Source organism: Leuconostoc carnosum (assembly GCF_007954525.1).
Taxonomy (GTDB): domain Bacteria; phylum Bacillota; class Bacilli; order Lactobacillales; family Lactobacillaceae; genus Leuconostoc; species Leuconostoc carnosum.
Map to the genome: position 1 here is coordinate 1,509,198 of NZ_CP042374.1, position 24,837 is coordinate 1,534,034.

Consider the following 24,837-nt stretch of genomic DNA (forward strand, 5'->3'; position numbering starts at 1 on the left):
TGAATATAATATTCACAGTTTTTTTATGCACTAACCCAGACTCGAACTGGGATCAAAGACTTAGGAGGTCCCCGTTTTATCCTGTTAAACTATTAGTGCGAACTATACTATTATACCTTAAAGTGATTAAAAAACAAAATATCAGTTATTAAAGGCTAAACAATAGTGTGATAATAATTAGAGGTTGACAGTTTAAAATTAATATGTTTTAATTATTATATTAAATAAAAGAAGAGATAAACAAATGACAACATCAGTTACAACAACTGCACAAATTATTATCAGCATTATCATTATTTAGTGATAGGTGCTGATACTTTGCAGTGCCTATCAATTCTATTGATAGGCAGCTGATGATAGTCGAAAAGGACAAGCTGCTTTCGTAAGTAGCTTGTCCTTTTTTGTTTTATTTTAAAGGAGAATATTATGACATTAACATTAGAACAACAGGCACTCGCACAAAAATTATTTGAGGCATTTAAAACGAATACACCTCTAGATCGAGATGAATATGTTGGGGTAGTAAATGATTTTGATACAGCTTACGCAGTCCAAGAAGCTGTGATGGCATTAAAAAAAGAACCCACTGCTGGATACAAAGTCTCACTGACTTCGCCTGAGACACAGGCAATGTTTTCATCAGATTCACCATTGTATGGTGCACAAGTAGCGCAGCGTTTTGTGCAAGCGCCCTACGTCTTAAATTTAGCAGATTATAATGAACCATTAGTTGAAGTGGAGTTTCAATTTACAGCTAAAGTTGATTTGACACCTAAAATGACCAAAGAAGAATTATTACAAAATACAACTGTGGCACCTGCGTTAGAAGTGCCAGATGCCCGTTTTAAAAATTGGTTTCCAAAATTAGATAAATATCTTGTTTTAAGTGACACAGCTGTTGGTGGTGCTGTCGTATCAGGTAAAGTGAGGGATGGCGCAACACTTACTGTTGACGAACTGGCAGAAGTTAGTGCCACTTTAACCCATGATGGTAACAAGAAAGGTTACGGGAAAGGCAGCGAAGTCTTAGGAAATCCAGTTGAATCATTAAAGTGGTTGGTGGCAAAGTTAGCAGTACAGGGGAAAAATTTTCCAGCAGGAACACATGCTTCAACAGGTACATTCTTGCTACCACCAAATTTAACTGTTGGCGAATGGCGTGTTGATTTTACTGGTGGATTTGGTGAAGTTGTACTCAAGGTTGAGGGAGAGAAATAATGGTAGAAAAAAAGTTAACATGGCGTCAACTATTACTCATCGCATCATTAATTTTTGGCATGTTCTTTGGTGCTGGAAATTTAATTTTTCCGGTACAACTTGGACAACTATCTGGATCAAATTGGATTCCTGCTACCTTGGGATTTTTAGTAACTGGCACAGTTGTACCATTTTTAGCCATGTTAGCTGTCAGTGTAACGCGCAGTCGTAGTGTTTACGATGTCGCACAACCTGTTGGACACTTGTTTGGTGTATTATTTTTAGTTACTATTCATCTAACTATTGGCCCTTTTTTTGGCACACCACGTACAGCTGCAACAGCATTTTCAATGGGAGTGGCACCATTTTTAGCCCCACGTGATCAGCAATTAGGGATGTTAGTTTTTTCTGCTTTGTTTTTTGGACTAGCATATTTTCTAACAATTAAGCAGTCACAGCTTACCAAGCATATTGGTAAATATTTAAATCCATTGTTTATTGGTTTGTTAATTGTTGTTTTATTGGTCGCATTATTTATGCCAATGGGCGGTACACATCAAGTTGTGAATACAGCGTATCAAAATAATGCTGGATTACAAGGTGTACTTGATGGTTATAACACAATGGACGGTTTGGCATTACTAGCGCTAGCTGTATCAGTTGTTTATGCTGTTAAAGGTCTTGGATTTAGAGATCATCAAATATCAAAAGTATTAGCTAAAGCAGGTTTATTGAGTATTATTTTTGAAGCAGTCATCTACACTAGTTTAGTTTTGCTAGGTGTTTCTAGCTTAGGTAAATTTAAAGCTGCTGCTAACGGTGGTGATGCTTTTGCACAAATCATTGCACATTTTGCTGGTAATTTTGGTACAGCGTTAACTGGTGTTTTGGTCACTTTAGCTGTCTTTACGACAGCTATGGGATTATTCGTCTCATTTGCACAAGATTTACATTTAGCTTTTCCTAAAGTAAGTTATCTTTGGTTTTTACGTCTTATTGCCTTTGGTTCATTCGTTACTGCAAATGCCGGATTAACCAACATTGTGGCATGGTCAGTTCCAGTATTAATGTTATTATATCCTTTTGCCTTGGTTCTGATATTATTATCGCTCTTTTCTAATTACTTTAACCGCTCGAGCTTGGTTTATCGTAGTGTTGTAGTAGGTGTTGCATTACCTGCCGTATTAGATGCTCTGGCTAATTCACCGTTTATGAGTAATACTGTTGTTCAAGGCCTTGTCTCAGCATACCATCAATATATACCGTTTTCAGCTTTGGGATTTGGTTGGTTAGTTCCCGGATTGCTTGGTACAATAGTAGGCTTTGTCTTATATGCTTTTGCGGCGACAACCCAGAAGCAGCAAACAAGTTTATCAGTGGGTACAGTTTCTGATAGATAATGAGAAAGTCCCCGTTATGGGGGCTTTTTTGTTATAATAGGATTGGAACTAAATTGAAAGGAAATATATTTGGCAGACCACACCAGTTAGCTTGGCGGGAGGGTCATGTTAAGTATAATCTTTAATACCATGGGAAAATTTGTTGAAATGGATCACCCCTTAATCCAGCATAAGCTGACGATGATTCGTAATAAGAACGTCGGTACCAAAGACTTTCGGGCTTTAGTAGATGAAATTGCTATGCTAATGACTTATGAAGCTAGTCGTGATCTGCAATTGGAAGACGTTGTTGTTGAGACACCTGTTGCAACAACAACTAAAAAACAGTTAGCTGGTAAAAAATTAGCTGTTGTACCTATTTTACGTGCTGGATTAGGAATGGTTGATGGTATTGTGCAACTTATTCCGGCTGCAAAAATTGGGCATATAGGCATGTATCGTGATGAACAAACACTAGAACCGGTTGAATATTTTATTAAATTGCCAGAAGATATTGATCAGCGTGATGTTTTATTGGTTGACCCAATGCTTGCGACTGGAGGTTCAGCGAAGGATGCTATTTTGGCACTAAAGAAGCGTGGCGCAAAACATATTAAATTGATTACGCTTGTTTCAGCACCTGAAGGTGTTGAGGCAGTGCAACAAGCACACCCAGATGTTGATATTTACACTGGCTCATTAGACGAAAAGCTTAATGAACATGGTTATATTGTTCCTGGTTTAGGTGATGCAGGAGACAGACTATTTGGTACAATGTAAGTGAATATTGTCTTGCAATCAAATGATAATTTAATTATTTTGACGAAGTTAATCAAAAGTATTGACATTTTAAATTAATCTATGTATAGTAATAAACATCAAGAAACAAGCAAGTAATTGCTCAAACAAGGAGAGTCATTATGATCAAAGTATCTACTAACCAAATTAATAACACACTCCTCCTCAACCTCCTTCTCATCTGAGTTTAGTTGGTTGTTATTTGAGCAGAACCAACCACTAAACTTGTACAGGCTTAGTGGTTGGTTAGGAAATATACGTGAAAACGTCCTAACCAGTAGTCGTTAGGACGTTTTATTTTGTCCTAATGACTACACTGCTTAATTGGAGTGTAGATTAAAGGGAGATTAGAGTTATGGCACAAAATGCAATGATGAAAGATAGTCAAGTTGACAAAGAAGTGATTCAAGAAAAAGTTGGTGAGGCCAAAGAATCTGTACGCGATATTGTATATAATACCTCGGCTGCCGTTTCCAATGCTATTTTGGTAACATTGGGTATGGGATTATTATTGCAGACCATTGCAGGTTTTATCCAATGGGAACCAATGGTTCAGATGGGTGCAATCACAAAAATATTGTTGCCAGCTGCATTTGGTGCTGCAGTTGCTTCACAAATGAAGACGAATACAATGGTTATGTTTAGTGCCATGGCTGCTTCAACAGTAGGTGCTAATGCGGTATTCTTCAGTGATTCAGCTGTTCAAGGTGTTACTGCTACAGGTTATGCCGGAATGCAAGCAGCAGGTTCAACTATTATTACAACGGGTCAACCCATATCAGCTGTCATTGCTGCTATTATCGCAGTTTTGTTTGGAAAATGGTTAAGTGGTAAAACACCATTAGATATGGTGATTGTACCAGCAGCCACAACGATTGTTGGTACAGTAAGTGGTTATTACTTGGCTGCAGTGACAACACCGGCTTTGGTGGCAGTTGGACAATTTATTGCTTCAAGTGTTGCAATCAATCCAGTGATTGGTACGGCCATTGTAGCAATGGCATTTGGTGCTATGACAATGACACCAGCTTCTGCTGCAGCATTGGCAGTTGCCATTGGTGCAACAGGTGTGACTTCACCTGAAGCAGCAGGTGCAATCTTGATTGGTACAACAGCCGTATTTGTCGGTTTTCCTGCAATGTCATTTCACGAAAACAAAATTGGCGCTACAATCGCACAAGGTATTGTTACACCGAAAATTCAATTTCCTAATTTAACTAAAAATCCAGCTTTGATCATACCACCAATGATAGGTGCCGCTATTGCAGCACCTATTGCGACAATGGTATTTCATGTGACCGCACCATTTGCTATGGCTGGTATTGGCTTCAATTCATTTATTGTACCATTGGCTTTGGCCGGATCGAACCCAGTAGCGTTTGCTGCATATATGGGCGTTGGTGTTGGGGTGCCGGTGATTGTATCGTTTGTCGGATATCGTATCATGCGTAAAATGGGCTGGGCGAAACCAGAACAATTACATTTAGAAATGATTTAATACACTGAATTCAAAAAACTCTTGGGAGAAATAAATAAGATGAAAAAAATTATTATCATTATATCAGCATTTGTCGTGATTGTCGGCGCAGTTATTGGGATTGGTGTTGCAAAAAAATCTGACACTAAGTCAAGTAATACGATCAAAATTGGAGGTGTATTTGATACATCTGGTAATATTTCGGCATATGGGCAAGCCGAGCAAAAGGGTGCTAACTTTGCTGTTAAACGTATTAATGATGACGGCGGCGTTAAAGTCGATGGTAAAAACTACAAATTCAAAATGGTTAACAAGGACAGTAAATCAGATAATACTGAGGCAGCCTCTGTAACCACAAACTTGATAAACAATAATCAAGTAAATGCCATTGTGGGACCAGTTGTTACTTCAGCTGTTCAAGCAGCGATTCCAGCTACTACCAAAGGTAAAACACCCATGATTTCTCCAACTGCTGGGGCTGATAATATTTCAGTTCAAAAAAATGGTAAAGTACAGCCTTATGTTTTCCGTGCACAATTCAAAAATTCATATTTAGGTACTAAGATGGCCAAGTTTGCAACAGATAACATTAAAGCTAAGAATGTCATTGTTTTCCAAGATAATTCTTCTGACTATGGTACAGGTATCACAGCAGCTTTCAAAAAAGCTTATACAGGAAATATTGTTGAAACTGATTCATATCAAGCAGGTGATACTGATTTCCAAGCAATTTTGACAAAGATTAAGAATAAAAAATTTGATGCAATCGTAATTAATGGTTACTATACTGAAGCCGGTGCAATTTTGAAGCAAGCACGTGATATGGGTATTGATGTGCCAGTTATTGGCCCAGATGGATTGGGTGATCCAAAGTTGGCTGAAATTGCTGGTAATAAAAATACAAGTGATGTTTATTATGCCGCACATTTTTCAACACAAGCTTTATCGACTGATGCTGCTAAAAAATTTGTGACTGCATATCGTAAGGAATATAAGCAAGAACCTTCACAATTTACTGCATTAACATATGATGCTGTTTATATGATTAAGCAAGCCATTGAAGATGAAAAATCAATAGATAAGGCTAAAATTACAACTGGTTTAGCTAATATTAAGAATTTTGAAGGTGCAACTGGTGAAATGACAATGGATGAATTCCATAATCCTCAGAAACCCATTGTTATGGTTGGCGTAAAAGATGGAAAAGATACAACCGCAACGGTTGTTAAATAAAAGGTGGATGTTGTGTCGAGTATAATTCAACAATTAATCAACGGTGTCATTCTTGGAAGCGTCTATGCATTATTAGCTTTAGGATACACGATGGTTTACGGTATTATTAAACTAATTAATTTTGCGCATGGTGATGTTTACATGCTGGGTGCATATTTTGGTTATTTTTTTATTAGAGTCATGCATTTGAATTTCTTTATTGCTTTAATTTTATCAATGGCTATCTGTTCGGTTTTGGGTATGTTGATTGAATTTATAGCTTATCGACCACTGCGTCACTCACCAAGAATTGCTGTGTTAATTTCTGCTTTAGGGGTCTCGTTTTTTTTGCAAAATGGGATGAGTTACCTTTATGGTTCCGATAAAAGAGCGTTTCCACAGGCAATTGAAACAACACAATATCATTTTGGTGCTTTACAAATTTCCAATATTCAAATTATTATTGTGACAACAGCAGTTGCTTTGATGATATTATTGCATCTAATTGTTAAAAGGACAAAAATGGGACGTGCCATGCGCGCTGTCTCTGCTGATGAAGAAGCAGCCATTTTAATGGGTATTAACGTTAGTCGTACGATTTCATTTACCTTTGCGATCGGGTCTGCCTTAGCAGCTGCGGGTGGTGTATTAATTGGCCTTTACTACAATAATATTGATCCATTGATGGGCATGACACCAGGAATTAAAGCCTTTGTTGCGGCCGTGTTAGGTGGTATTGGGATTATTCCTGGCGCAGCGCTGGGTGGTTGGTTAATTGGCATATTAGAAACAATGGCGCAAGCGGTTGGTTTATCGAACTACAAAGATGCTATTGTTTATGCAATATTAATTATTATTTTGTTGTTAAAGCCTACTGGTATTTTAGGTAAAAATAAGCGGGAAAAGGTGTAAGTTCATGGATAAAACGCATATAAAGTATACGTTGAGCTGGGCTACATTGGCTTTGATGATATTTATTTTAATTTTTGTTATGACCATTTTCAATATTATTGGTCCATATGGCATGACAACTATTGTATTGATTGGGATTAATTTAATTGCAGCGGTTGGTCTAAATTTGGTAATTGGAATGTCTGGTCAATTCTCACTTGGACATGCTGGATTTATGGCCATTGGCGCTTATGCTACCGCATTAATTGCTACAGCTATTCCAACAGTATTTGGTTTTGTTATTAGCTTATTGATTGGCGCCACGTTAAGTGGCATTGTTGCTTTAATTGTGGGTATACCAACATTACGTTTACGTGGAGATTATTTAGCCATTGCAACACTTGGTGTTGCAGAAATTATTCGTATTTTAATTATGAATTTAAAAATTACTCGCGGTCCGGCCGGTATTTTTGCTATTCCATCTTTTGTGAATTGGCAAGTAGTGTTTGGATTAAGTGTATTAACGATTATTGTTGTTGTGAATTTAGTTCGTAGTACAACAGGACGTGCAATTATTGCAGTTCGTGATAATGAAATTGCAGCTGAATCTTTAGGTATTAACACGACAAAATATAAAGTTATTGCGTTTGTTATTGGAGCGATGTTAGCAGCACTTGCAGGTGGCTTACGTGCTAGCTTTATCCAATCGGTTTCACCACAAGATTATTCCTTTATGCAAAGTATTACAATTTTGATTATTGTTGTTTTAGGTGGTATTGGGTCAATTAGCGGTACTGTAATAACAGCTGTTGCGTTGGGAATTTTGGATGTTGTATTACAAAGCTTTGGTTCATTACGTATGGTTATTTATGCTTTAATCTTAATTATTGTGATGCTATTTAGACCACAAGGTTTGCTTGGTACGTTCGAATTTTCTTTAAAGACAATGCTATTTAGTTCAGGAGGCGATAATGACAAGGACCATTCTAAAAACGCGTGATCTGAGTGTGAGATTTGGTGGTGTGACAGCTGTTGATCAAGTATCAATAGAAGCACGTGAAAATGAGCTTGTTGGACTTATTGGACCAAACGGTGCTGGAAAAACAACATTATTTAATTTACTAACAGGTGTTTATAAACCAACTAATGGTGAAGTATCAATTTTTAGTAATGATAAACTGATCAATATTAATCAATTATCACCATATAAACGTTCACAATTAGGTATTGCCCGTACTTTTCAAAATATTCGCTTATTTAAAAGTAGAACAGTGTTAGAAAATGTATTGATTGCTATGACTGCTAAAAATAAGTCATATTCTTTGCAGGCAATATTACGTACACCAAGTTTCTATAAAAATGAAGAAAAACGTCAACAACAGGCGATGGCATTGCTCGACATTTTTGGTATGACAAATGTAGCAGATGAGTTAGCAGATAATTTATCTTATGGTCAACAACGACGGTTAGAAATTGTTCGTGCATTGGCGACTAAACCGGCAATTCTATTTTTAGACGAGCCTGCCGCTGGTATGAATCCTCAAGAAACGAAAGAATTGACAGATTTAATCAAGCAAATTCAAGTGCAGTTTAAAATGACCATTATTTTGATAGAGCATGATATGAACTTGGTCATGGCTGTCAGTGAAAGACTTTATGTATTAGAATATGGCAAAGTTTTGGCAACGGGAACACCAATTGAAATTCAAAATAATCCAGCAGTAATTAAAGCTTACCTGGGGGAAGAAGGTTGATAATGGCTGAAGAATTGTTGAAAGTGGATAATTTAAGTGTGAATTACGGTGCGATTAAGGCCGTTCGTGGTGTGAGTTTTTCTGTTAATAGTGGTGAAATCGTCACATTAATCGGGGCTAATGGTGCAGGGAAAAGTACAATTTTACGTACAATTTCTGGATTAGAGAAAGTCGCTGACGGTATTATTTCTTTTGAACACCAAATTTTAAATCGTATGCCATCTGAAAGGCGTGTTCGCAGTGGCATTGTTCACGTACCGGAGGGACGTCGTGTGTTTCCGGGTATGAGTGTTCAAGAAAACCTACAACTTGGCGCTTTTACGATTTCTGGTAAATCTCAAAATAATGCGGCTTATGAAGCTGTATATGAGCATTTTCCAATTTTAAAAGATCGTCGAAATCAGGATGCAGCAACGTTGTCAGGAGGGGAGCAACAAATGCTCGCTATTGGTCGTGCCTTAATGGCAAAGCCAAAAATCATTTTATTAGACGAACCTTCAATGGGACTTGCGCCACTTTACATTCAAAAAATATTTGATATTATTCAAAATATCCGAGATACTGGTGTGACGGTGCTAGTGATTGAGCAAAATGCTAATCAGGCGTTAAAAATAGCTGATCGGGGCTATGTAATTGAAGGTGGTAAAATTACTGCAACAGGCACCGGAGAAGAATTATTAGCATCAGCTGATGTTCGTCAAGCTTATCTTGGCGGTTAAGGTTAGTAATCAATTACAAATTAAAGCTTGACACATGAAGTTATACTTGATAACATGTGTTCAACGATGAAAAGATAAGTAATGTGATAAGCGTTCTAAGAGAGTCTACGTTTGGTGCAAGTAGATGACGTGATTATATGAAAATGGTCTTGGAGAAATGTCATTGTGAGCATACGCCAACTCATATGTTGATACGGTGTGAGCAATGTCCGGGAGAGCCCGTTATAGCTACCATAATTCCTATTATTTTGTTCAGATATTTTCAAAGCAAAATAAAAGTGATTGTGTGAGGTATGTTTTTTAAATATATAAATGCTGGGTGGTAACACGATAATTCGTCCCACAGTTTGATTAGGTTCAAACTGTGGGATTTTTTGTTGCATTATAAAATGAATAATTGGATAGAAAATATAAGGGCAATATGGCAAAATAATTAAAGCGTGCAATGAGTTCAAGACAAATACAAATGATTGGTTTGGCTAGTGGTATTGGCACAGGATTATTTTTATCATCGGCTTATACGATTCATACGGCGGGGCTTTCTATTATCATGCACAAAAACTAATTGGGACGGCAACTGGATAAATTTATGTGGTTGGATAATAACGAATGAAGAGAGACGACAATGGTAACAGCTTTTAAAATATATTATTTGCACGGTGAGAAGATAACTACGAATGTTTTTTTGAAAGGGTGTGGAGCAGTAGATGCAGTCATGTTCTGAATAGAATTGATAACACAATTAATTATAAAGGATAAGAACTATGACTAAAATATCTGAAATATATCACACAAAACCAGCGCCAGTATTATCATTTGAAATTTTCCCACCAAAAAAAGAAGGTGATATTGAATCACTGTATCAAACTTTGAACGACGTTGATCCACTTGCTTTAGGCGTGGACTACATTAGTGTGACATATGGTGCGGGTGGTTCTGGTAATAATATCAAAACACGTGATTTGGCGCAATACATTCAAGAACATTTTGGGGTGACAGCGCTTCATCATTTAACAGGTATCAATCAAACACCGGAAGTTTTGCAGGATCAGTTAGCCGATATCAAACAAGCCGGCATTGAAAACATTCTGGCATTACGTGGTGATTTACCAGATGCAGATTACGTGAACGCATATTATCCTTATGCCAAAGATTTAATACGTGATATCAAGCAATTTAATCAATTTAATATTGGTGCAGCAATCTATCCTGAAGGACATGTTGACAATCCTGTGACTGGTATTAGTGTGGCGGGTGTCAAAGAAAAGGTTGTCAGTGGCACTGATTTCTTGATTTCCCAATTTTTCTTTGAAAATGATGTGTATTACAATATGCAAGATGCCTTAAAAAGCAATTACATTAAAGTGCCTGTTTCTGCAGGTGTGATGCCTATTATTAGTAAAGCACAGGTAGAACGTATGACGTACATGATAGGGTCATCCCTACCATCACGTTTAGTTAAAATTATTCATAAATATGAAAACCAGCCAGATAGTTTGAAGCAAGCTGGCATTGAGTACGCACTTGAACAAATTCATGATCTATTAAACCATGGTGTTGATGGGATACATTTATACGCAATGAATCGTCCGAGTGTGCTGAAAAGCATGTTACCAGTAATCAATCAGGACATTCAATCAAAATCTTTGGATTTTCCATAAAATTTTATTGACAATAAAATGAGATTTTGATAATATATTCATAACAGTGAAGAGATAAGTATTGATTTAGAGCTAAAAGAGAGTTTACGTTTGGTGAGAGTAAACAGCTGAGAATCAGGAAAATGGTCTTGGAGTTACTGTGTGGCGAGTACACGCCGGCTCATTAGCCGATACGATATAAGTCATGCTCGGGTGAGCCCGTTACAGCGCCATTGATTCCTTAAGGGGTATGTACAGATATTTTCGAACCATACCCTTGCGATCAATAGAGAGGTGTATTGTTTTTTTTGCAGATACATAAAAACCGGGTGGTAACACGAGATTTCGTCCCGCAGACTAATTTTTAGTCTGCGGGATTTTTGTTTGTTGAGTTTTAAGAAACGAAAAAATTGGCTTTACAACTTATTAGAAAGGGGTCGGCGATGACCAGTTATTGTCAAAAAATTTATTATTTACATGCTGATAAAATTGTGACTGCAATATTTTTGACAGGTAGTGGTGCGATGGATTATGTCATGTGATGCTGTCAGTTAATAGATATCATACCGTGTTAAAAGTGACATTCATGTTTACGAAGACTATCACTTTTAACTTGAGCTAATTAGGAGAAAAATATGACAACAGTAAAATCATCAAACCTTGGTTATCCACGTTTGGGTGAACATCGTGAATGGAAAAAATTATTAGAATCTTACTGGAAAGGTGACGTGACAGAAAAAGAATTTCATGCTACGTCAAAAGAAATTCGCTTAACGAATTTAAAAAAGCAAATTGATGCAGGCATTGATATTGTTCCTGTTGCTGATAATTCAAATTATGATCATGTACTAGATACTTCAGTAGCTTTCAATATTGTACCCACACGCTTTGGTTCTTACACGAAAAAATTGACCTTAGATCAATACTATGATATTGCTCGTGGGAATAAAGACAACGTCGCTGCCGATATGACGAAATGGTTCAATATTAATTACCACTATACTGTGCCAGAATTTGATAATACGCAACCACGTTTGCTAGAAAATCGATGGTTAAAGTATTGGCAAGAAGCTAAAAATGAATTAGGAGTTAATGGGAAGCCAGTTATTGTCGGACCGGTAACACTGATTAAATTGGGTAAGTTACATGGCGACTATGTTTCAACTGAAAAAGATATTGATATCTTACTTGATAGTATTTTACCATTGTATCAACAAGTGTTTAAAGAATTACAGGATGCGGGTGTGGACTGGGTGCAACTTGATGAACCAAGCTTGGTTAAAGTGGCACATGAAGAAGAGGTAAAACCATATCGCCGCGCAGTTGAAGCTCTCAGAGCGGCGGCACCAAAGCTCAATATCGAATTACAAACTTATTTTGATGCCATTGACCCATATCAATCAGTCGTTAATTTACCTGTTCAGGCTGTGGGTCTTGATTTTGTTAATGGTAATGGTGAGAATTTGAGACATATCCGTGAATTTGGTTTTCCAAAAGAAAAAATTTTGGCAGCTGGTGTGATTGATGGACATAATGTTTGGACTGCTGATTTGTCAAAAAAATTGCAATTAGTTACTGAATTGCAAGGTATTTCTTCAGAATTATGGATTCAACCATCAAACACATTGTTGCATGTACCAATTACCACGAAATACGAAACAGCAGCAGCCCCAGAGTTACTTGGTGGCTTAGCCTTTGCAGATGAAAAGCTGCCAGAAATTGTGACATTAACGCAAACATTAAACGGTGATGATACGCGCGTTAGTTTTACTGAAAATGCTGCAGCATTGAAAGCGTTGAACGAATCAAAAGCACGTAATAATGTGACAGTTCAAACAGCTATCAAAAATTTGGATCAGTCACATGTTGAACGTCATAGTACTTATGCTGAGCGTTCAAAGCTACAACAGGCACAGTTGCATTTGCCAAAGTTACCAACAACTACAATTGGATCCTTTCCTCAATCTACAGAAGTGCGTGCAAAACGTGCAGCATGGCGTAAGGGTCATCTCACAGATGATCAATATGATGCATTCATTAAATTAGAAACGACACGTTGGATTAAATTACAAGAAGATTTAGGTTTGGATGTTTTGGTTCATGGTGAATTTGAACGAACAGACATGGTTGAGTATTTTGGTCAGAAACTTGATGGCTTTTATGCAACACAAAATGGTTGGGTACAATCTTATGGTTCTCGTGGCGTTCGCCCACCAGTTATTTTTGGAGACGTTGATTACATAGAACCAATTACAGTAGCAGCATCAACTTATGCCCAATCACAAACAGAGAAGCCTGTGAAGGGGATGTTGACAGCACCTTTGACGATAATCAACTGGTCATTTGTCCGTAACGATATCAAACGCGCTGACGTGCAAAATCAAATTGCTTTGGCCTTACGTCAAGAAGTCATTAATTTGGAAAAAGCGGGAATTAATATTATTCAAGTTGATGAACCTGCGTTGCGCGAAGGGTTACCATTGAAAAAACGCAATTGGCAAAACTATTTGGACGAAGCAGTTTACTCTTTCAAAATTACAACGACTGGTGTGCGTGATGAAACACAAATTCATACGCATATGTGTTATTCAGATTTTGAAGATATCATTAGTACCATTTCAGACTTGGATGCGGACGTGATTTCAATTGAAACATCGCGTTCACACGGTGAAATTATTTCAGCTTTTGAAGCGGTTGATTATGACAAGCAAATTGGTTTGGGTGTCTATGATATCCATTCACCACGTATTCCAACCGTTGAAGAAATTGCTGATAATATTCGTCGTGGTCTAAAAGTAATTGACGATAAGCAGTTCTGGGTAAATCCAGATTGTGGTTTGAAAACACGCAATGAGGAACAAACGTTATCAGCTTTAGCAAACTTAGAAAAAGCTAGAAATACGGTGTTAACTGAGCTCGAAGCTGAGGCTTGATAACTATTCAGTTAGTGAATTAATTTGCCTTTGAAATGATATATATAAAAAAACTCAGATTTTTTCTGAGTTTTTTTATGATTATTAAATGCACTATTTATTTCATATAGGTTTGACGATAATTTAAGTTATTACCTGGTAACCACTTGAGATGAGTTAGTGGATTTGATTTTGTACCCCAGATATCAAGTAGTGCAGCAATGGCGATATGAACAGGTGCCTGGGAATCAAATGTTACTGTTAATTTATTATAAATACCATCTGGGCGGGTATCGGGCTTGACACTGAGTAATTTTTTGGTATTGTGGGTAATGAAGTATCGATTAGCAATGAAATTACCAGAAATCAACCAACTCAAGTGGCGTACGTAAACAATATCGCCAAAATGACCGAAAGTCAAACTGATGGAACCAACGACATGACCACGGTATTTTAAGATAAATCTTGGTATAATACCAAATGAGGTTTGTTTAATACGGACAAGAACAGTACCGGACATATCTTGCACATGTAATTCATCATGTTTTTTACCACTACGACCAGAGACTAGGTAACTTGCTTGGAAATTTTCATCAAATACAATGTTAACGCCATCGCTAATGCTATGCCGTTGTCTTAAGTAGTATTGCGTCATGGTTATTCCTCTTTACCATAATTCTAACACGAAAGCAGATTAAATATGTTATTAACAAATACATCTTGGGCACCTTATATTAAGCATAAGTTATCATCAGAACAGTTGGCAGAAATAAAAGCCTTTCTAGATAATATTTACCAAGGCCAAACTATTTTCCCACCACGGGATAGAGTTTTTGCGGCACTGTTCGCCACCCAATTAAAAAATACAAAAGTAGTGATCATGGGACAAGATCCCTATCATGAGTTTGGGCAAGCACAAGGACTGAGTTTTTCAGTACCAGATACGACAACAGCACCGCCATCATTGCGTAATATTTTGACTGAGTTAACTACTGATATTGGGAAACGAGCATCACATGATCTCACATCTTGGGCAACCCAAGGTGTATTGTTACTAAACGCAGTTTTGACCGTACCTGAAGGACACGCTAATGCGCATGCCGGTGGTGTGTGGGAACCGCTCACCGATGCGGTTATTCAAATTGCTTCGGAGGATGAAAATCCAAAAGTCTTCATTCTATGGGGAAAATATGCACAATCTAAACGTAAATTTATTGACGAGTCCAGACATCTTGTAATTGTGTCAGCGCATCCAAGCCCTTTATCAGCATATCGCGGTTTTTTTGGTAGCCAACCGTTCTCAAAAGCCAATGATTTTTTGAGCAAAAATGGTCGACAGGCAATTGATTGGTTAGATTGAGTGAAAAAAATCACAAATATACTGAAAATCAAAGACAAATACCAATGCTTCTGTTACAATGAAAATGTAAAGAATAAACAGTGATAAAGTATACTGGAGGAAGTATTATGGTTGAATTATTTGAGCAATTAAAACATAAAATTAACGGACAAAATAAGCGTATTGTTTTTCCAGAAGGCACAGATGTGCGTATCCAAGGAGCTGCTGTTAGACTAGCAAGTGAAGGATTGATTGAGCCAATTTTGTTAGGCGATAAGAAGGTTATTGAACATACTGCAGCTGGGCATCAATTTGATTTATCTGGTATTGAAATTATTGATCCAAAACAGTATGATCCTTCTCTATTAGCAGAACTAAATGCAGCTTTAGTGGCACGTCGTAAGGGTAAAACAGATGTAGACACTGCTACCAAGTGGTTAAAAGATGAAAACTACTTCGGTACAATGCTTGTCTATACTGGTAAGGCAGATGGCATGGTTTCTGGTGCAACACATCCAACAGGGGACACAGTTCGTCCAGCATTACAATTAATTAAAACTGCCCCAGGCTCATCACGTATTTCGGGTGCATTTATCATGCAAAAAGGCGATGAACGTTATGTATTTGCTGATGCTGCAATCAATATTGATATTGATGCACCTACAATGGCTGAAATTGCTATACAATCAGCAAAAACAGCTCAAGTTTTTGATATTGAACCAAAAATCGCTATGTTATCATTTTCAACTAAGGGGTCAGCAAAATCGGCTTTGGTTGATAAAGTAGCTGAAGCAACCAAATTGGCTAAAGAGATGGCACCCGAGTTAGCAGATCAAATTGATGGTGAATTACAGTTTGATGCGGCCTTTGTCCCTTCAGTTGGTGAAGCTAAAGCACCCAACTCATCTGTAGCTGGACAAGCAAATACATTTGTCTTTCCGAGTTTAGAGGCAGGGAACATCGGTTATAAGATTGCACAGCGCTTAGGTGGCTATGAAGCAATTGGGCCCATTCTTCAAGGGTTGGCAAAACCTGTATCTGACTTATCGCGTGGCGCTAATGAAGAAGATGTATATAAAGTAGCTATTATTACTGCTGCACAAGCATTGGTATAGCATAAACAATTAATAAAAGCGCTTAATACTCAATCGAGTATTAAGCGCTTTTATTAATTGTCAGGTAGAAACATCAAGTGATGTTTAAAATAGGCAATACCTAAAAAGGGTAAAGTTCATCTATTTTGAAATTGCTTATTTAATTTTACAGAGAAATAACAATAACATAAAAGCCATAGATAAGTAAGCCGATTAGATATAACCAGCAGGCTATGCGCCAAAATTTGGTGTGAAATTGTGTTCGATAGTGTTGCATAGTCCTCTCCCATCTTTCTACCATTTTAACTGTAAATATAACGTTAATATGTGACAAAAGGATGACAATAAACTCATATTTAGAAAATTATATACTTTTTTAAAAAACCTTACAAAAAAAGCACTCTAAGAGTGCTTTTTTATGCCGCTGACAGGAATCGAACCTGCACGAGATTGCTCTCATACCGACCTGAACGGTACGCGTCTGCCAGTTCCGCCACAGCGGCATTACTATTAATATTATACGCGTTTTATTAATAAAATAAAACATTGACTTTCAATGCAAATATAGTAAGATTATAGTGTAATATTGAAAAGAGATAATGATGTTAAGATTAAGTATGTTAACCGAAAATTTATCCGCCACTCGTCCATAAGTGTGACGAGTTTTCTTCGCGTACATACAGCGATGTTAAACATAGCCACACGGTCATTTTGACGCGGTGTGGTTTTTTTATACCCAAAATAGGGCTTTGCGTAGGGGCGCATATAATGACAATGACAACATATAATTTTTCTGCTGGTCCTGGTGTGATTCCTGAAGAAGTAGTTACACAAGTTAAGAATGAATTTGAAAAGAATGAACACACGCAGCTTAGTATTATGGAAATATCGCATCGTTCAGGGACTTTTCAAAATATTATTTTTGATGCTGAACAAAAATTACGTGAATTAATGGCCATTCCAGATGAATACGCAGTAGTCTTTTTACAAGGGGGTGGTTCACTGCAATTTGAAATGTTACCCTTAAATTTTGCAACACATCAGCAAAATGTTGCGCTACTGGATTCTGGTAATTTTGCAGCTAAAGCTGGTGAAGCTATTGAAGCACTTGGTAAAAAGTTAACGGTTATTGACAGTACTAAACAACAGCATTATCAACAATTACCGAGTTTACCTTCGGATTTTAATGCTGATGATTATGATTATTTACATATTGTTACAAATAACACTATTGAAGGTGCAACTTTCCATCAAAATAATCTACCAGTGACTTCTGGTCGTTTAGTCGCAGATATGAGTTCAAATATTTTAGCAGAACCATATGATATTAACACTTTTGATGCTGTATTTGCTGGTGGGCAAAAGAATCTTGGACCGGCAGGTGTGACACTGGCCATTGTTCGCAAAGAATGGTTAGATCAACAAGATATTACTGGTGTGGGTCCGATGATGCGTTACCAAAATCATATCGATAAACAGTCGATGTTCAATACATCACCCGTTTTCTCAATATATGTGATGGATTTAGTTTTGAATTGGGTTGCGCAACAAGGTGGGGTGGCAGAGATGCATCGTCGGAATTTGATGAAATCTCAACGACTTTATGATTTTATTGATCAATCTGATTATTTTTCAGCACCGGTAGCCACTGAAGAGCGGTCATTAACGAATATTATTTTTACAACAGGTGATCTTCAGAATGACAAAGCCATTGCGAAGCAAGCAACACAAGAAGGCTTATTTAACTTAGCAGGGCATCGTTCCGTTGGCGGCTTTAGGGCATCACTTTATAACGCGCAACCTATAGAAGCAGTGGATGCACTGATTTCATTTTTACAGAAAGTAGAAAAATAAGTATGACAAATATTAAAACATATAACGCCATTAGCCAAAAAGGTTTGGCTTACTTAAATGCACATCATTATGATATTAATGGTCAAGAGGAGCCAAAGGGTATCCTCTTGCGTTCACAGAATTTGCACAATGAGGTTATTCCTAGTAGTGTTCGTGCAGTTGTTCGTGCAGGTGCAGGGTTTAACAATATCCCTGTTGACACCTTGTCAAAGCGCGGTGTTGCTGTTTTTAATACACCTGGTGGAAATGCTAATGCTGTAAAAGAATTAACTATTGCAGCTTTAATATTAGCTGCTCGTCCCGTTGTCGGGGCGATTGGGTTTGCAAACGAAACTCGTGGTGGTGATGTATCATTACGTACTGAGGTAAATAAAGGTGGTTACCGTGGTACGGAATTAGCCGGGAAAACTTTGGGCGTTATTGGTTTGGGAAATGTGGGATCAAAAGTAGCTAACACAGCGTTAGCATTAGACATGGATGTCATTGGTTATGATCCAGGACTTAATGCTAATACCGCTTGGCGCATTGATCGCCATATCAAGCATGCCAAAACTGTTGAAGAGGTTTTACGACAATCTGATTATGTTACTGTTCATATCCCACTTACTGATAAGAATAAATATTTTATTGGTGGGGAAAGTATTAAATTGATGAAACCAGATGCAGCTTTATTAAACTTTTCACGTGGTGGGATAGTGGATGATTTGGCAGCGAAATCAGCGTTAGATCAAGATCAATTGCGTGTTTATATTACAGATTTTGCTGATGAAGCATTATTTGATCATCCAAAAGTTATTATTACACCACATATTGGTGGTTCCACTGTTGAGGCAGAAGATATGAGTGCCTTAATGGCCGCTCGCCAACTTGATAATTATTTAACTACTGGTAATATTGTTAATTCAGTTAATTATCCGGATATAGATGAACCATTTACTACAAAATACCGTGTGGGCATTATTCATGATAATGTACCAAATATGATTGGACAAATATCGACATTTTTTGGTGACAAGAATATTAACATTGAACAGTTGAGTAATCGTGCTGTTGGTGATTATGCTTACACATTGGTAGCTATCAATGATTTTACAATTGATCAACAAGAATATGTGAAAGTTGCATTAGATAGTATTCCGCATGTCATCTTAACGCGTCGCTATGTGAATGATAATTTTTAAAAGGGAGATATAATTCATGAAAGAATTACAAGAAGCAGCCATTAATAAATTAGCACAACGTGGTGTCAGCTTAGGAGATATTACAGATGGCACACGCACCTTTTTAACTGGAAAATATAAAGATGCCATTGAAGAAGAGGTATTAACTCAAAGTATCACTCGTGTTTTGCATAAAGATGAGGTTGCTGATATTATTTTAACGGCACTTTATTTAGATGAACAAGCAGAGAGCATGCCGGATAGCCAACCGCTGAAGGCGCGTTTGCAACGTGATGCTAATGGACACAACGTTGATGAAATTCTAGCAATCGCTATTACACAGCAATTTTCAGCCGCTGCAACAGTACATTATGGGTTGCTTGATGACTTGAAACCAGGGTTAATTGGCATAATTAATGATAAAACTGATAGTATCAATGTTTACTTAGATGATATATTAGCTGCCTTGATTGCAAGTTCAGCGATGACTTATTTAGAGTTACTGGGTGGAAATAAGTATTAATCTTTATTTATAAAGCTTGCAAAGCTAGTCACAAGGGTATTTTTTTGATAAAATAGGATGATATTGATAAATTCAAGGAGATGTTATAATGTCAGGACACAGTAAGTGGCATAACATCCAGGGCCGTAAAAATGCCCAAGATGCTAAGCGTGGTAAAATTTTTCAAAAATTGGCACATGATTTATACGTTGCTGCAAAAGCAGGCGGTGCTGATCCGGATTTGAACGCTTCATTGCGTTTAGTTGTGGATAAAGCTAAAGCGGCAAACATGCCAAAAGATAACATTCAGCGTGCGCTAGATAAGGCTTCCGGCGCTGGTGGACAAAAGTTTGAAGAAGTAACTTATGAAGGTTATGGTACTGCAGGTGTAGCTGTTTTGGTTGAAACGTCAACGGATAATATCAATCGTACTGTTTCAAGTATTCGTAATTCTTTTAAACATTATGGCGGTGCTTTAGGAACATCTGGTTCAGTGGCTTTTCAATTTGATCGAAAAGGGTATTTAGCAATTGATCGGGAAGCCTTTCCAGATTTGGATGAAGACACGGTACTAGAAGCTGCTTTGGAAGCTGGTGCTGAAGATGTTCAAACGCAAGATGAAGTATTTGAAATTTATACAGAATCGGGAGATTTCCAAACTGTAGAGGCTTCATTAACTGAAGCAGGTTACATTTTTGAAGATGCCGAAGTAACAATGATTGCTCAAAATCCAATGGTGATTTCTGATGAGGATCGTGAAAAGTTAGATAAGCTTGTTGACGAACTAGAAGAAAATGAGGATGTCTTGGCAGTTTATACAACAGCTGATGAATAAATGTGGTAAGTATAAAAGAAGTATTTTGAAGGAAACCTTCAAAATACTTCTTTTTATTCTCATTGATTCTTTGCGACTTGAATTAACTTTTGCGTAAAGGCTTGTAGGACAATTGTATCTTTTTCGTCCGGATGCAAATTAATTTTAACACCTTCAGCACCTTTGATCGCATTCGTTTGTGCGAGTTGTGTTTCAAATTTTGGTACAGCTAAACAAAAATCTGATAGGTAATAAGTATCTCCCGAACCGGCTACACCATATACCACACCGCTTAGGTCAGCCTCAGCAAGGTCTTCGAAGAAATCTAATCCTTCATCTGGTAATGAGCCTTGATCATATGTGTAAGGAACGATAATGGCAATATCTGTACTTTCGAGTTCGTCAACTTCTGTTTGTGATATTTCAGTTTTTGTCACACTGACTTCAGCGCTTTCTAGTGCTTCGACAATGACATCAGCGACTTCTTCATTATTTCCGGTGATTGTTGCATAAACAACTTGAGCATTCATATTAATTAGTTGTGATTGATACGATTTTAAATAAATGTATCAATCACTTTCCCTCCGACGTTTTTCTTTAATTATAACTAACTACCAAAATATTGTATAGATTACTTTTCAGGTATTTCTTTTTGAATGTGACAGTTTCAAGACAAATCAGCAAAATGCTTTACAGTAGTGAGTTGAAGCCTTAATATAAGGAATGGTAAATCACATAAAAAAACTGCGACTTTTTTTAATTTGCAACCGCTTAGGAGATTACAAATGTTACACCAGTTGTTGGCTGAGTTCATGGGAACTGCTTTAATGATTATTTTTGGTGTTGGCGTACATGCCGACGAAGTACTGAACCGTACGAAATACCATGGTTCAGGACATATTTTTTCAATTACTACTTGGGGTTTCGGTATTTCAATTGTCTTACTTATCTTTGGTGAGGTGTTCATTAATCCAGCAATGGCATTGGCGCAACTCATTTTAGGTAATATTAGTTTGCTGTATTTTTTAATTGTGAGTCTGGTTGAAGTACTCGGCGCAGTTATTGGCTCATTGATTGTCTATGTGATGTATGCGGATCAATTTAAATTATCTGAAAAAGACATTGATCCAATTATTGTCAGAAATATTTTTTCAACGGCACCAGCTATCCGAAATTTACCCCGGAATTTTTTTGTTGAAGCGTTTGCAACTTTTATTTTCTTAACAAGCATCATGGCGATTTCTGAACGTGTAGGGGATGTACCAGGGATGGTGCCTTTAAGTGTTGGTTTCCTAGTCTGGGCTGTTGGGATGGGTCTGGGTGGTACAACCGGTTTTGCTATGAATTTAGCACGTGATTTAGGACCGCGGATTGCCTATACTATTTTGCCATGGAAAAATCGTGCGAATGCAGACTTTCAATATGGTTTATTAATTCCTGGTATTGCGCCCTTTGTAGGTGCCATCTTTGCTGCACTGTTTGCGCAATATTACCTTGGATTATAGTAACTATGTTTGTAGATTTGAAAAGTTATTAATTTTGTTTATAATTAAGAGTATTAAATTTCTGAAGGAAAAGGCAAATGATGATAACACAACAACAATATGATGCTTTAAAAGTAGCATTTGATAATGGTATTCTAGATCACGATGATGTTGCTAAGGACACGTTAGCAACTGTTTTATCTCAAATCAAGACAAAATAAGTATTGCACAATCATAAAAAGCGTGCTAAACTGGGTTTCAAGAACGTTGATAAGGACAACTCGATTGTAGCAAATGTTTAGAGAGCTCATGGTTGGTGAAAATGAGTCATTTGTACTTGACAGACTACCTTTGAGTGATAGGTGAGTAGGTAACGAAAAGTATCCGGGTGACACCGTTAATTGTCATTTGAGTCACACGTTCAGCGTGTTAAACTTGGGTGGTACCACGGTAAAGCGTCCCTTTGTGTCTATATTGGCACAAAGGGATGCTTTTTGTTTTGGTATCTTCTAGTCTATAATATGAACTGTGATTCAAAATTAATTTTAAATTTGAAGAGGATATTACACATGTCAGAAATTAGTCTTACATTTCCAGATGGCGCAGTAAAGCGCTTTGATGAAACAACCACACCTCTTGCAGTTGCAGCGAGTATTTCGAAATCATTGGCGAAAAAGTCGGTTTCTGCTAAATTAAATGGTGAGTATGTTGGTATGAATGATATTATTCCAGCATCAGGGGACTTTCAATTAATTACAACTTCTGATGATGAAGCGGTGTCACTGTTACGTCACTCAGCATCTCATTTATTAGCACAGGCCCTTAAGCGCATACCTAAATTTGCTAACATGCATTTTGGGGTTGGTCCATTTATTGATAATGGTTTTTATTACGATACAGATAATGGCGCAGGGAATCAAGTTTCCGTTGAAGATTTTTCTGAAATTGAAGCCATGATGCATAAAATCGTTGCAGAAGATCTACCGATTGTTTCACGAGAATTGACACGTGACGAAGCTTTGAAAACATTTTCAGAAGATCCATATAAGGTTGAATTAATTTCTGATTTACCTGTGGATGAAAAAATTACTATTGCAGTTCAAGGTGATCATGTTGAATTAGATAAAGGTGGTCTTGTACCATCCACTGGTTGGATTAAGCATTTTAAATTAACATCAGTGGCTGGTGCCTATTGGCGTGGTAAGTCTTCGAACCCAATGATGCAGCGTATTTACGGTATTGCTGAGTGGAAACAAGCTGATGTTGATGCTGAAGTACAACGTCGTGAAGAAGCGAAAGAACGTGACCATCGAACGATTGGTCGTGATTTGGACTTATTCTTTACGAGCCAAGAAGTGGGATCTGGTTTACCCGTTTGGTTGCCTAATGGGGCAACTATTCGTCGTCAAGTAGAACGGTATATTACCGATAAAGAATTGGCCAATGGCTACCAACACGTATATACGCCAGTATTATCAAACTTGAATTTGTACAAAACGTCGGGGCACTGGGATCATTATCGTGAAGATATGTTCCCACCAATGGACATGGGAGATGGTGAATTCTTAGAATTACGACCAATGAACTGTCCATCTCATATCATGGTATTCAAGCATAAGCCACGTTCATATCGTGAGTTACCAATGCGGATTGCTGAACTGGGTATGATGCATCGTTACGAGAAGTCTGGGGCCTTGACTGGTCTGTCACGAGTCCGTGAAATGACATTGAATGATGGGCACACATTCGTTGAACCTGAAAAATTGGAAGAAGAATTCAAATCAATTTTGACAATGATGATGGGTGTTTATCGTGATTTTGACATTACAGATTATCGATTCCGCTTGTCTTATCGTGATCCTAAAAATACAGAAAAATATTTTGATGACGATGATATGTGGGAAAAATCACAGGCTCAGTTAAAGCGTGCGATGGACGATCTTAAGCTTGATTACTTTGAAGCAGAAGGTGAAGCAGCTTTTTATGGTCCTAAACTGGACGTACAAACGAAAACCGCTCTGGGTGGTGAAGAAACAATGTCAACCATTCAGTTGGATTTCTTGTTGCCCGAGCGTTTCAATCTGACTTATATTGGTGCTGATGGTCAAGATAATCATCGCCCTGTTATGTTGCATCGTGGTATTGTTGGCACAATGGAACGTTTCACTGCATACTTGATTGAAATGTACAAGGGTGCTTTTCCAACATGGTTATCACCATTACAAGTTCAGATTATTCCTGTTAACTTGGGTGCACATGGCGATTATGCAACTAGTGTGCAAAAGCACTTACAGGATGCTGGTTTACGTGCAAATGTTGAGACAAAAGATGCCAAAATGGGCTACTTGATTCGTGAAGCTCAAACTAACAAAATACCATATACGTTGGTATTGGGGGATTCTGAAGTCGATAATAATACTGTAACAGTACGTCGTTATGGTCAAGATAAAACTGAAACAATGTCGTATTCAGCATTCCAAAATTTGATTTTAGAAGACGTGTCAAACTATTCACGTCAAATGCCGAACAATTAGTATAAAGCACCTGGCGACTGTTCGTCGGGTGCTTTATACGGTATATCATATACAAGCTGAGTAACGCTGGAGGATTT

22 protein-coding genes, 2 tRNA genes and 2 other annotated features are annotated in these 24,837 nt (G+C 37.5%); of the genes, 20 read left to right on the forward strand and 4 right to left on the reverse strand.

Features of this window, described 5'->3' with window-relative positions:
- Positions 1–26: 26 nt before the first annotated feature.
- Positions 27–99: transfer RNA gene (locus FGL89_RS07535), tRNA-Arg, on the reverse strand.
- A gap of 327 nt (positions 100–426) precedes the next feature.
- Here FGL89_RS07535 and FGL89_RS07540 point away from each other — a divergent pair.
- From FGL89_RS07540 to metE, 11 genes are all read left to right on the forward strand, one after another.
- Positions 427–1,218, forward strand: coding sequence for a 2-keto-4-pentenoate hydratase (locus FGL89_RS07540; RefSeq protein ID WP_014974579.1), 792 nt, complete (start codon positions 427–429; stop codon positions 1,216–1,218).
- Positions 1,218–2,597 carry a branched-chain amino acid transport system II carrier protein gene (brnQ, locus tag FGL89_RS07545; protein WP_147000480.1) on the forward strand — a complete coding sequence of 460 codons (1,380 nt, stop codon included), beginning with the start codon at positions 1,218–1,220 and terminating at the stop codon, positions 2,595–2,597. The genes FGL89_RS07540 and brnQ overlap by 1 nt, the downstream gene beginning before the upstream one ends.
- A gap of 129 nt (positions 2,598–2,726) precedes the next feature.
- On the forward strand, positions 2,727–3,356 hold the full coding sequence (gene upp / locus FGL89_RS07550; protein ID WP_014974578.1) for a uracil phosphoribosyltransferase: 630 nt from the start codon (positions 2,727–2,729) through the stop codon (positions 3,354–3,356).
- A 373-nt stretch (positions 3,357–3,729) separates the two neighbouring features.
- The gene (locus tag FGL89_RS07555) at positions 3,730–4,872 is read left to right on the forward strand and encodes a PTS sugar transporter subunit IIC (protein WP_014974577.1); all 1,143 of its coding nucleotides are present in this window, start codon (positions 3,730–3,732) and stop codon (positions 4,870–4,872) included.
- A 39-nt stretch (positions 4,873–4,911) separates the two neighbouring features.
- Positions 4,912–6,084 (forward strand): ABC transporter substrate-binding protein, encoded by a 1,173-nt coding sequence (locus FGL89_RS07560; protein WP_014974576.1) that lies wholly within the window; start codon positions 4,912–4,914, stop codon positions 6,082–6,084.
- Between the two features lie 12 nt (positions 6,085–6,096).
- Positions 6,097–6,975, forward strand: a complete 879-nt coding sequence (locus FGL89_RS07565) for a branched-chain amino acid ABC transporter permease (protein WP_014974575.1) — start codon at positions 6,097–6,099, stop codon at positions 6,973–6,975.
- A gap of 4 nt (positions 6,976–6,979) precedes the next feature.
- Entirely contained in the window at positions 6,980–7,954 is a 975-nt protein-coding gene (locus FGL89_RS07570; protein WP_014974574.1) for a branched-chain amino acid ABC transporter permease, read from the forward strand.
- Complete coding sequence (locus FGL89_RS07575; protein WP_014974573.1) at positions 7,926–8,708, forward strand: ABC transporter ATP-binding protein; 783 nt, start codon at positions 7,926–7,928, stop codon at positions 8,706–8,708. Before FGL89_RS07570 ends, FGL89_RS07575 begins: the two co-directional genes overlap by 29 nt.
- Before the next feature lie 2 nt (positions 8,709–8,710).
- The gene (locus FGL89_RS07580; protein WP_041773159.1) at positions 8,711–9,427 is read left to right on the forward strand and encodes an ABC transporter ATP-binding protein; all 717 of its coding nucleotides are present in this window, start codon (positions 8,711–8,713) and stop codon (positions 9,425–9,427) included.
- Positions 9,428–10,191: 764 nt separating this feature from the next.
- Positions 10,192–11,088, forward strand: a complete 897-nt coding sequence (locus FGL89_RS07585; RefSeq protein ID WP_014974570.1) for a methylenetetrahydrofolate reductase — start codon at positions 10,192–10,194, stop codon at positions 11,086–11,088.
- 37 nt (positions 11,089–11,125) lie between these two features.
- Positions 11,126–11,423, forward strand: a binding site (T-box leader).
- 279 nt (positions 11,424–11,702) lie between these two features.
- Positions 11,703–14,000: a 5-methyltetrahydropteroyltriglutamate--homocysteine S-methyltransferase gene (gene metE / locus FGL89_RS07590; RefSeq protein ID WP_014974569.1), complete on the forward strand. Its 2,298-nt coding sequence runs from the start codon at positions 11,703–11,705 to the stop codon at positions 13,998–14,000.
- A 97-nt stretch (positions 14,001–14,097) separates the two neighbouring features.
- On the opposite strand, the gene FGL89_RS07595 is transcribed toward metE, so the two are convergent.
- A complete protein-coding gene (locus FGL89_RS07595; RefSeq protein WP_014974568.1) occupies positions 14,098–14,634 on the reverse strand; it encodes an LURP-one-related/scramblase family protein in 537 nt (178 codons plus the stop codon).
- Positions 14,635–14,679: 45 nt separating this feature from the next.
- On the opposite strand from FGL89_RS07595, the gene FGL89_RS07600 reads away from it, so the two are divergent.
- Both FGL89_RS07600 and pta read left to right on the forward strand, forming a co-directional pair.
- Positions 14,680–15,339, forward strand: coding sequence for a uracil-DNA glycosylase (locus tag FGL89_RS07600; protein WP_014974567.1), 660 nt, complete (start codon positions 14,680–14,682; stop codon positions 15,337–15,339).
- Positions 15,340–15,446: 107 nt separating this feature from the next.
- The gene (pta, locus tag FGL89_RS07605; protein WP_014974566.1) at positions 15,447–16,433 is read left to right on the forward strand and encodes a phosphate acetyltransferase; all 987 of its coding nucleotides are present in this window, start codon (positions 15,447–15,449) and stop codon (positions 16,431–16,433) included.
- Positions 16,434–16,831: 398 nt separating this feature from the next.
- On the opposite strand, the gene FGL89_RS07610 is transcribed toward pta, so the two are convergent.
- A tRNA-Leu gene (locus FGL89_RS07610) sits at positions 16,832–16,915 on the reverse strand.
- Positions 16,916–17,186: 271 nt separating this feature from the next.
- Between FGL89_RS07610 and serC the strand changes: the two genes are divergently transcribed.
- The 4 genes from serC to FGL89_RS07630 all read left to right on the forward strand — a co-directional run bounded on the left by serC (position 17,187) and on the right by FGL89_RS07630 (position 20,763).
- Entirely contained in the window at positions 17,187–18,266 is a 1,080-nt protein-coding gene (gene serC / locus FGL89_RS07615; protein WP_041773222.1) for a 3-phosphoserine/phosphohydroxythreonine transaminase, read from the forward strand.
- Positions 18,267–18,268: 2 nt separating this feature from the next.
- Positions 18,269–19,447 carry a 3-phosphoglycerate dehydrogenase family protein gene (locus FGL89_RS07620; RefSeq protein WP_014974564.1) on the forward strand — a complete coding sequence of 393 codons (1,179 nt, stop codon included), beginning with the start codon at positions 18,269–18,271 and terminating at the stop codon, positions 19,445–19,447.
- Positions 19,448–19,463: 16 nt separating this feature from the next.
- Positions 19,464–19,949: a phosphatidylglycerophosphatase A family protein gene (locus FGL89_RS07625; protein WP_014974563.1), complete on the forward strand. Its 486-nt coding sequence runs from the start codon at positions 19,464–19,466 to the stop codon at positions 19,947–19,949.
- 88 nt (positions 19,950–20,037) lie between these two features.
- Positions 20,038–20,763, forward strand: a complete 726-nt coding sequence (locus tag FGL89_RS07630) for a YebC/PmpR family DNA-binding transcriptional regulator (RefSeq protein ID WP_014974562.1) — start codon at positions 20,038–20,040, stop codon at positions 20,761–20,763.
- Positions 20,764–20,822: 59 nt separating this feature from the next.
- Here FGL89_RS07630 and FGL89_RS07635 read toward each other — a convergent pair whose 3' ends face one another.
- Positions 20,823–21,272 (reverse strand): flavodoxin, encoded by a 450-nt coding sequence (locus FGL89_RS07635; RefSeq protein ID WP_014974561.1) that lies wholly within the window; start codon positions 21,270–21,272, stop codon positions 20,823–20,825.
- Positions 21,273–21,527: 255 nt separating this feature from the next.
- On the opposite strand from FGL89_RS07635, the gene larD reads away from it, so the two are divergent.
- The 3 genes from larD to thrS all read left to right on the forward strand — a co-directional run bounded on the left by larD (position 21,528) and on the right by thrS (position 24,760).
- Positions 21,528–22,247, forward strand: coding sequence for a D/L-lactic acid transporter LarD (larD, locus tag FGL89_RS07640; protein ID WP_014974560.1), 720 nt, complete (start codon positions 21,528–21,530; stop codon positions 22,245–22,247).
- Positions 22,248–22,324: 77 nt separating this feature from the next.
- Positions 22,325–22,447 (forward strand): hypothetical protein, encoded by a 123-nt coding sequence (locus FGL89_RS08790; RefSeq protein WP_014974559.1) that lies wholly within the window; start codon positions 22,325–22,327, stop codon positions 22,445–22,447.
- A gap of 37 nt (positions 22,448–22,484) precedes the next feature.
- Positions 22,485–22,692: a binding site (T-box leader), on the forward strand.
- A 103-nt stretch (positions 22,693–22,795) separates the two neighbouring features.
- Positions 22,796–24,760 (forward strand): threonine--tRNA ligase, encoded by a 1,965-nt coding sequence (gene thrS / locus FGL89_RS07645; RefSeq protein WP_014974558.1) that lies wholly within the window; start codon positions 22,796–22,798, stop codon positions 24,758–24,760.
- The last annotated feature ends 77 nt before the right edge of the window (positions 24,761–24,837 follow it).

What these genes read in the sequence shown, in the direction of transcription:
- FGL89_RS07580 (WP_041773159.1), top strand. Translation starts at nt 8,711, where the DNA reads ATGGCTGAAGAATTGTTGAAAGTGGATAATTTAAGTGTGAATTACGGT.
- FGL89_RS07585 (WP_014974570.1), top strand. Translation starts at nt 10,192, where the DNA reads ATGACTAAAATATCTGAAATATATCACACAAAACCAGCGCCAGTATTA.
- FGL89_RS07620 (WP_014974564.1), top strand. Translation starts at nt 18,269, where the DNA reads ATGACAAATATTAAAACATATAACGCCATTAGCCAAAAAGGTTTGGCT.
- metE (WP_014974569.1), top strand. Translation starts at nt 11,703, where the DNA reads ATGACAACAGTAAAATCATCAAACCTTGGTTATCCACGTTTGGGTGAA.
- brnQ (WP_147000480.1), top strand. Translation starts at nt 1,218, where the DNA reads ATGGTAGAAAAAAAGTTAACATGGCGTCAACTATTACTCATCGCATCA.
- FGL89_RS07555 (WP_014974577.1), top strand. Translation starts at nt 3,730, where the DNA reads ATGGCACAAAATGCAATGATGAAAGATAGTCAAGTTGACAAAGAAGTG.
- FGL89_RS07595 (WP_014974568.1), bottom strand. Translation starts at nt 14,634, where the DNA reads ATGACGCAATACTACTTAAGACAACGGCATAGCATTAGCGATGGCGTT.
- FGL89_RS07575 (WP_014974573.1), top strand. Translation starts at nt 7,926, where the DNA reads ATGACAAGGACCATTCTAAAAACGCGTGATCTGAGTGTGAGATTTGGT.
- FGL89_RS07635 (WP_014974561.1), bottom strand. Translation starts at nt 21,272, where the DNA reads ATGAATGCTCAAGTTGTTTATGCAACAATCACCGGAAATAATGAAGAA.
- FGL89_RS07625 (WP_014974563.1), top strand. Translation starts at nt 19,464, where the DNA reads ATGAAAGAATTACAAGAAGCAGCCATTAATAAATTAGCACAACGTGGT.
- FGL89_RS07570 (WP_014974574.1), top strand. Translation starts at nt 6,980, where the DNA reads ATGGATAAAACGCATATAAAGTATACGTTGAGCTGGGCTACATTGGCT.
- serC (WP_041773222.1), top strand. Translation starts at nt 17,187, where the DNA reads ATGACAACATATAATTTTTCTGCTGGTCCTGGTGTGATTCCTGAAGAA.
- FGL89_RS07540 (WP_014974579.1), top strand. Translation starts at nt 427, where the DNA reads ATGACATTAACATTAGAACAACAGGCACTCGCACAAAAATTATTTGAG.
- FGL89_RS08790 (WP_014974559.1), top strand. Translation starts at nt 22,325, where the DNA reads ATGATGATAACACAACAACAATATGATGCTTTAAAAGTAGCATTTGAT.
- FGL89_RS07600 (WP_014974567.1), top strand. Translation starts at nt 14,680, where the DNA reads ATGTTATTAACAAATACATCTTGGGCACCTTATATTAAGCATAAGTTA.
- FGL89_RS07560 (WP_014974576.1), top strand. Translation starts at nt 4,912, where the DNA reads ATGAAAAAAATTATTATCATTATATCAGCATTTGTCGTGATTGTCGGC.
- thrS (WP_014974558.1), top strand. Translation starts at nt 22,796, where the DNA reads ATGTCAGAAATTAGTCTTACATTTCCAGATGGCGCAGTAAAGCGCTTT.
- FGL89_RS07630 (WP_014974562.1), top strand. Translation starts at nt 20,038, where the DNA reads ATGTCAGGACACAGTAAGTGGCATAACATCCAGGGCCGTAAAAATGCC.
- larD (WP_014974560.1), top strand. Translation starts at nt 21,528, where the DNA reads ATGTTACACCAGTTGTTGGCTGAGTTCATGGGAACTGCTTTAATGATT.
- upp (WP_014974578.1), top strand. Translation starts at nt 2,727, where the DNA reads ATGGGAAAATTTGTTGAAATGGATCACCCCTTAATCCAGCATAAGCTG.
- pta (WP_014974566.1), top strand. Translation starts at nt 15,447, where the DNA reads ATGGTTGAATTATTTGAGCAATTAAAACATAAAATTAACGGACAAAAT.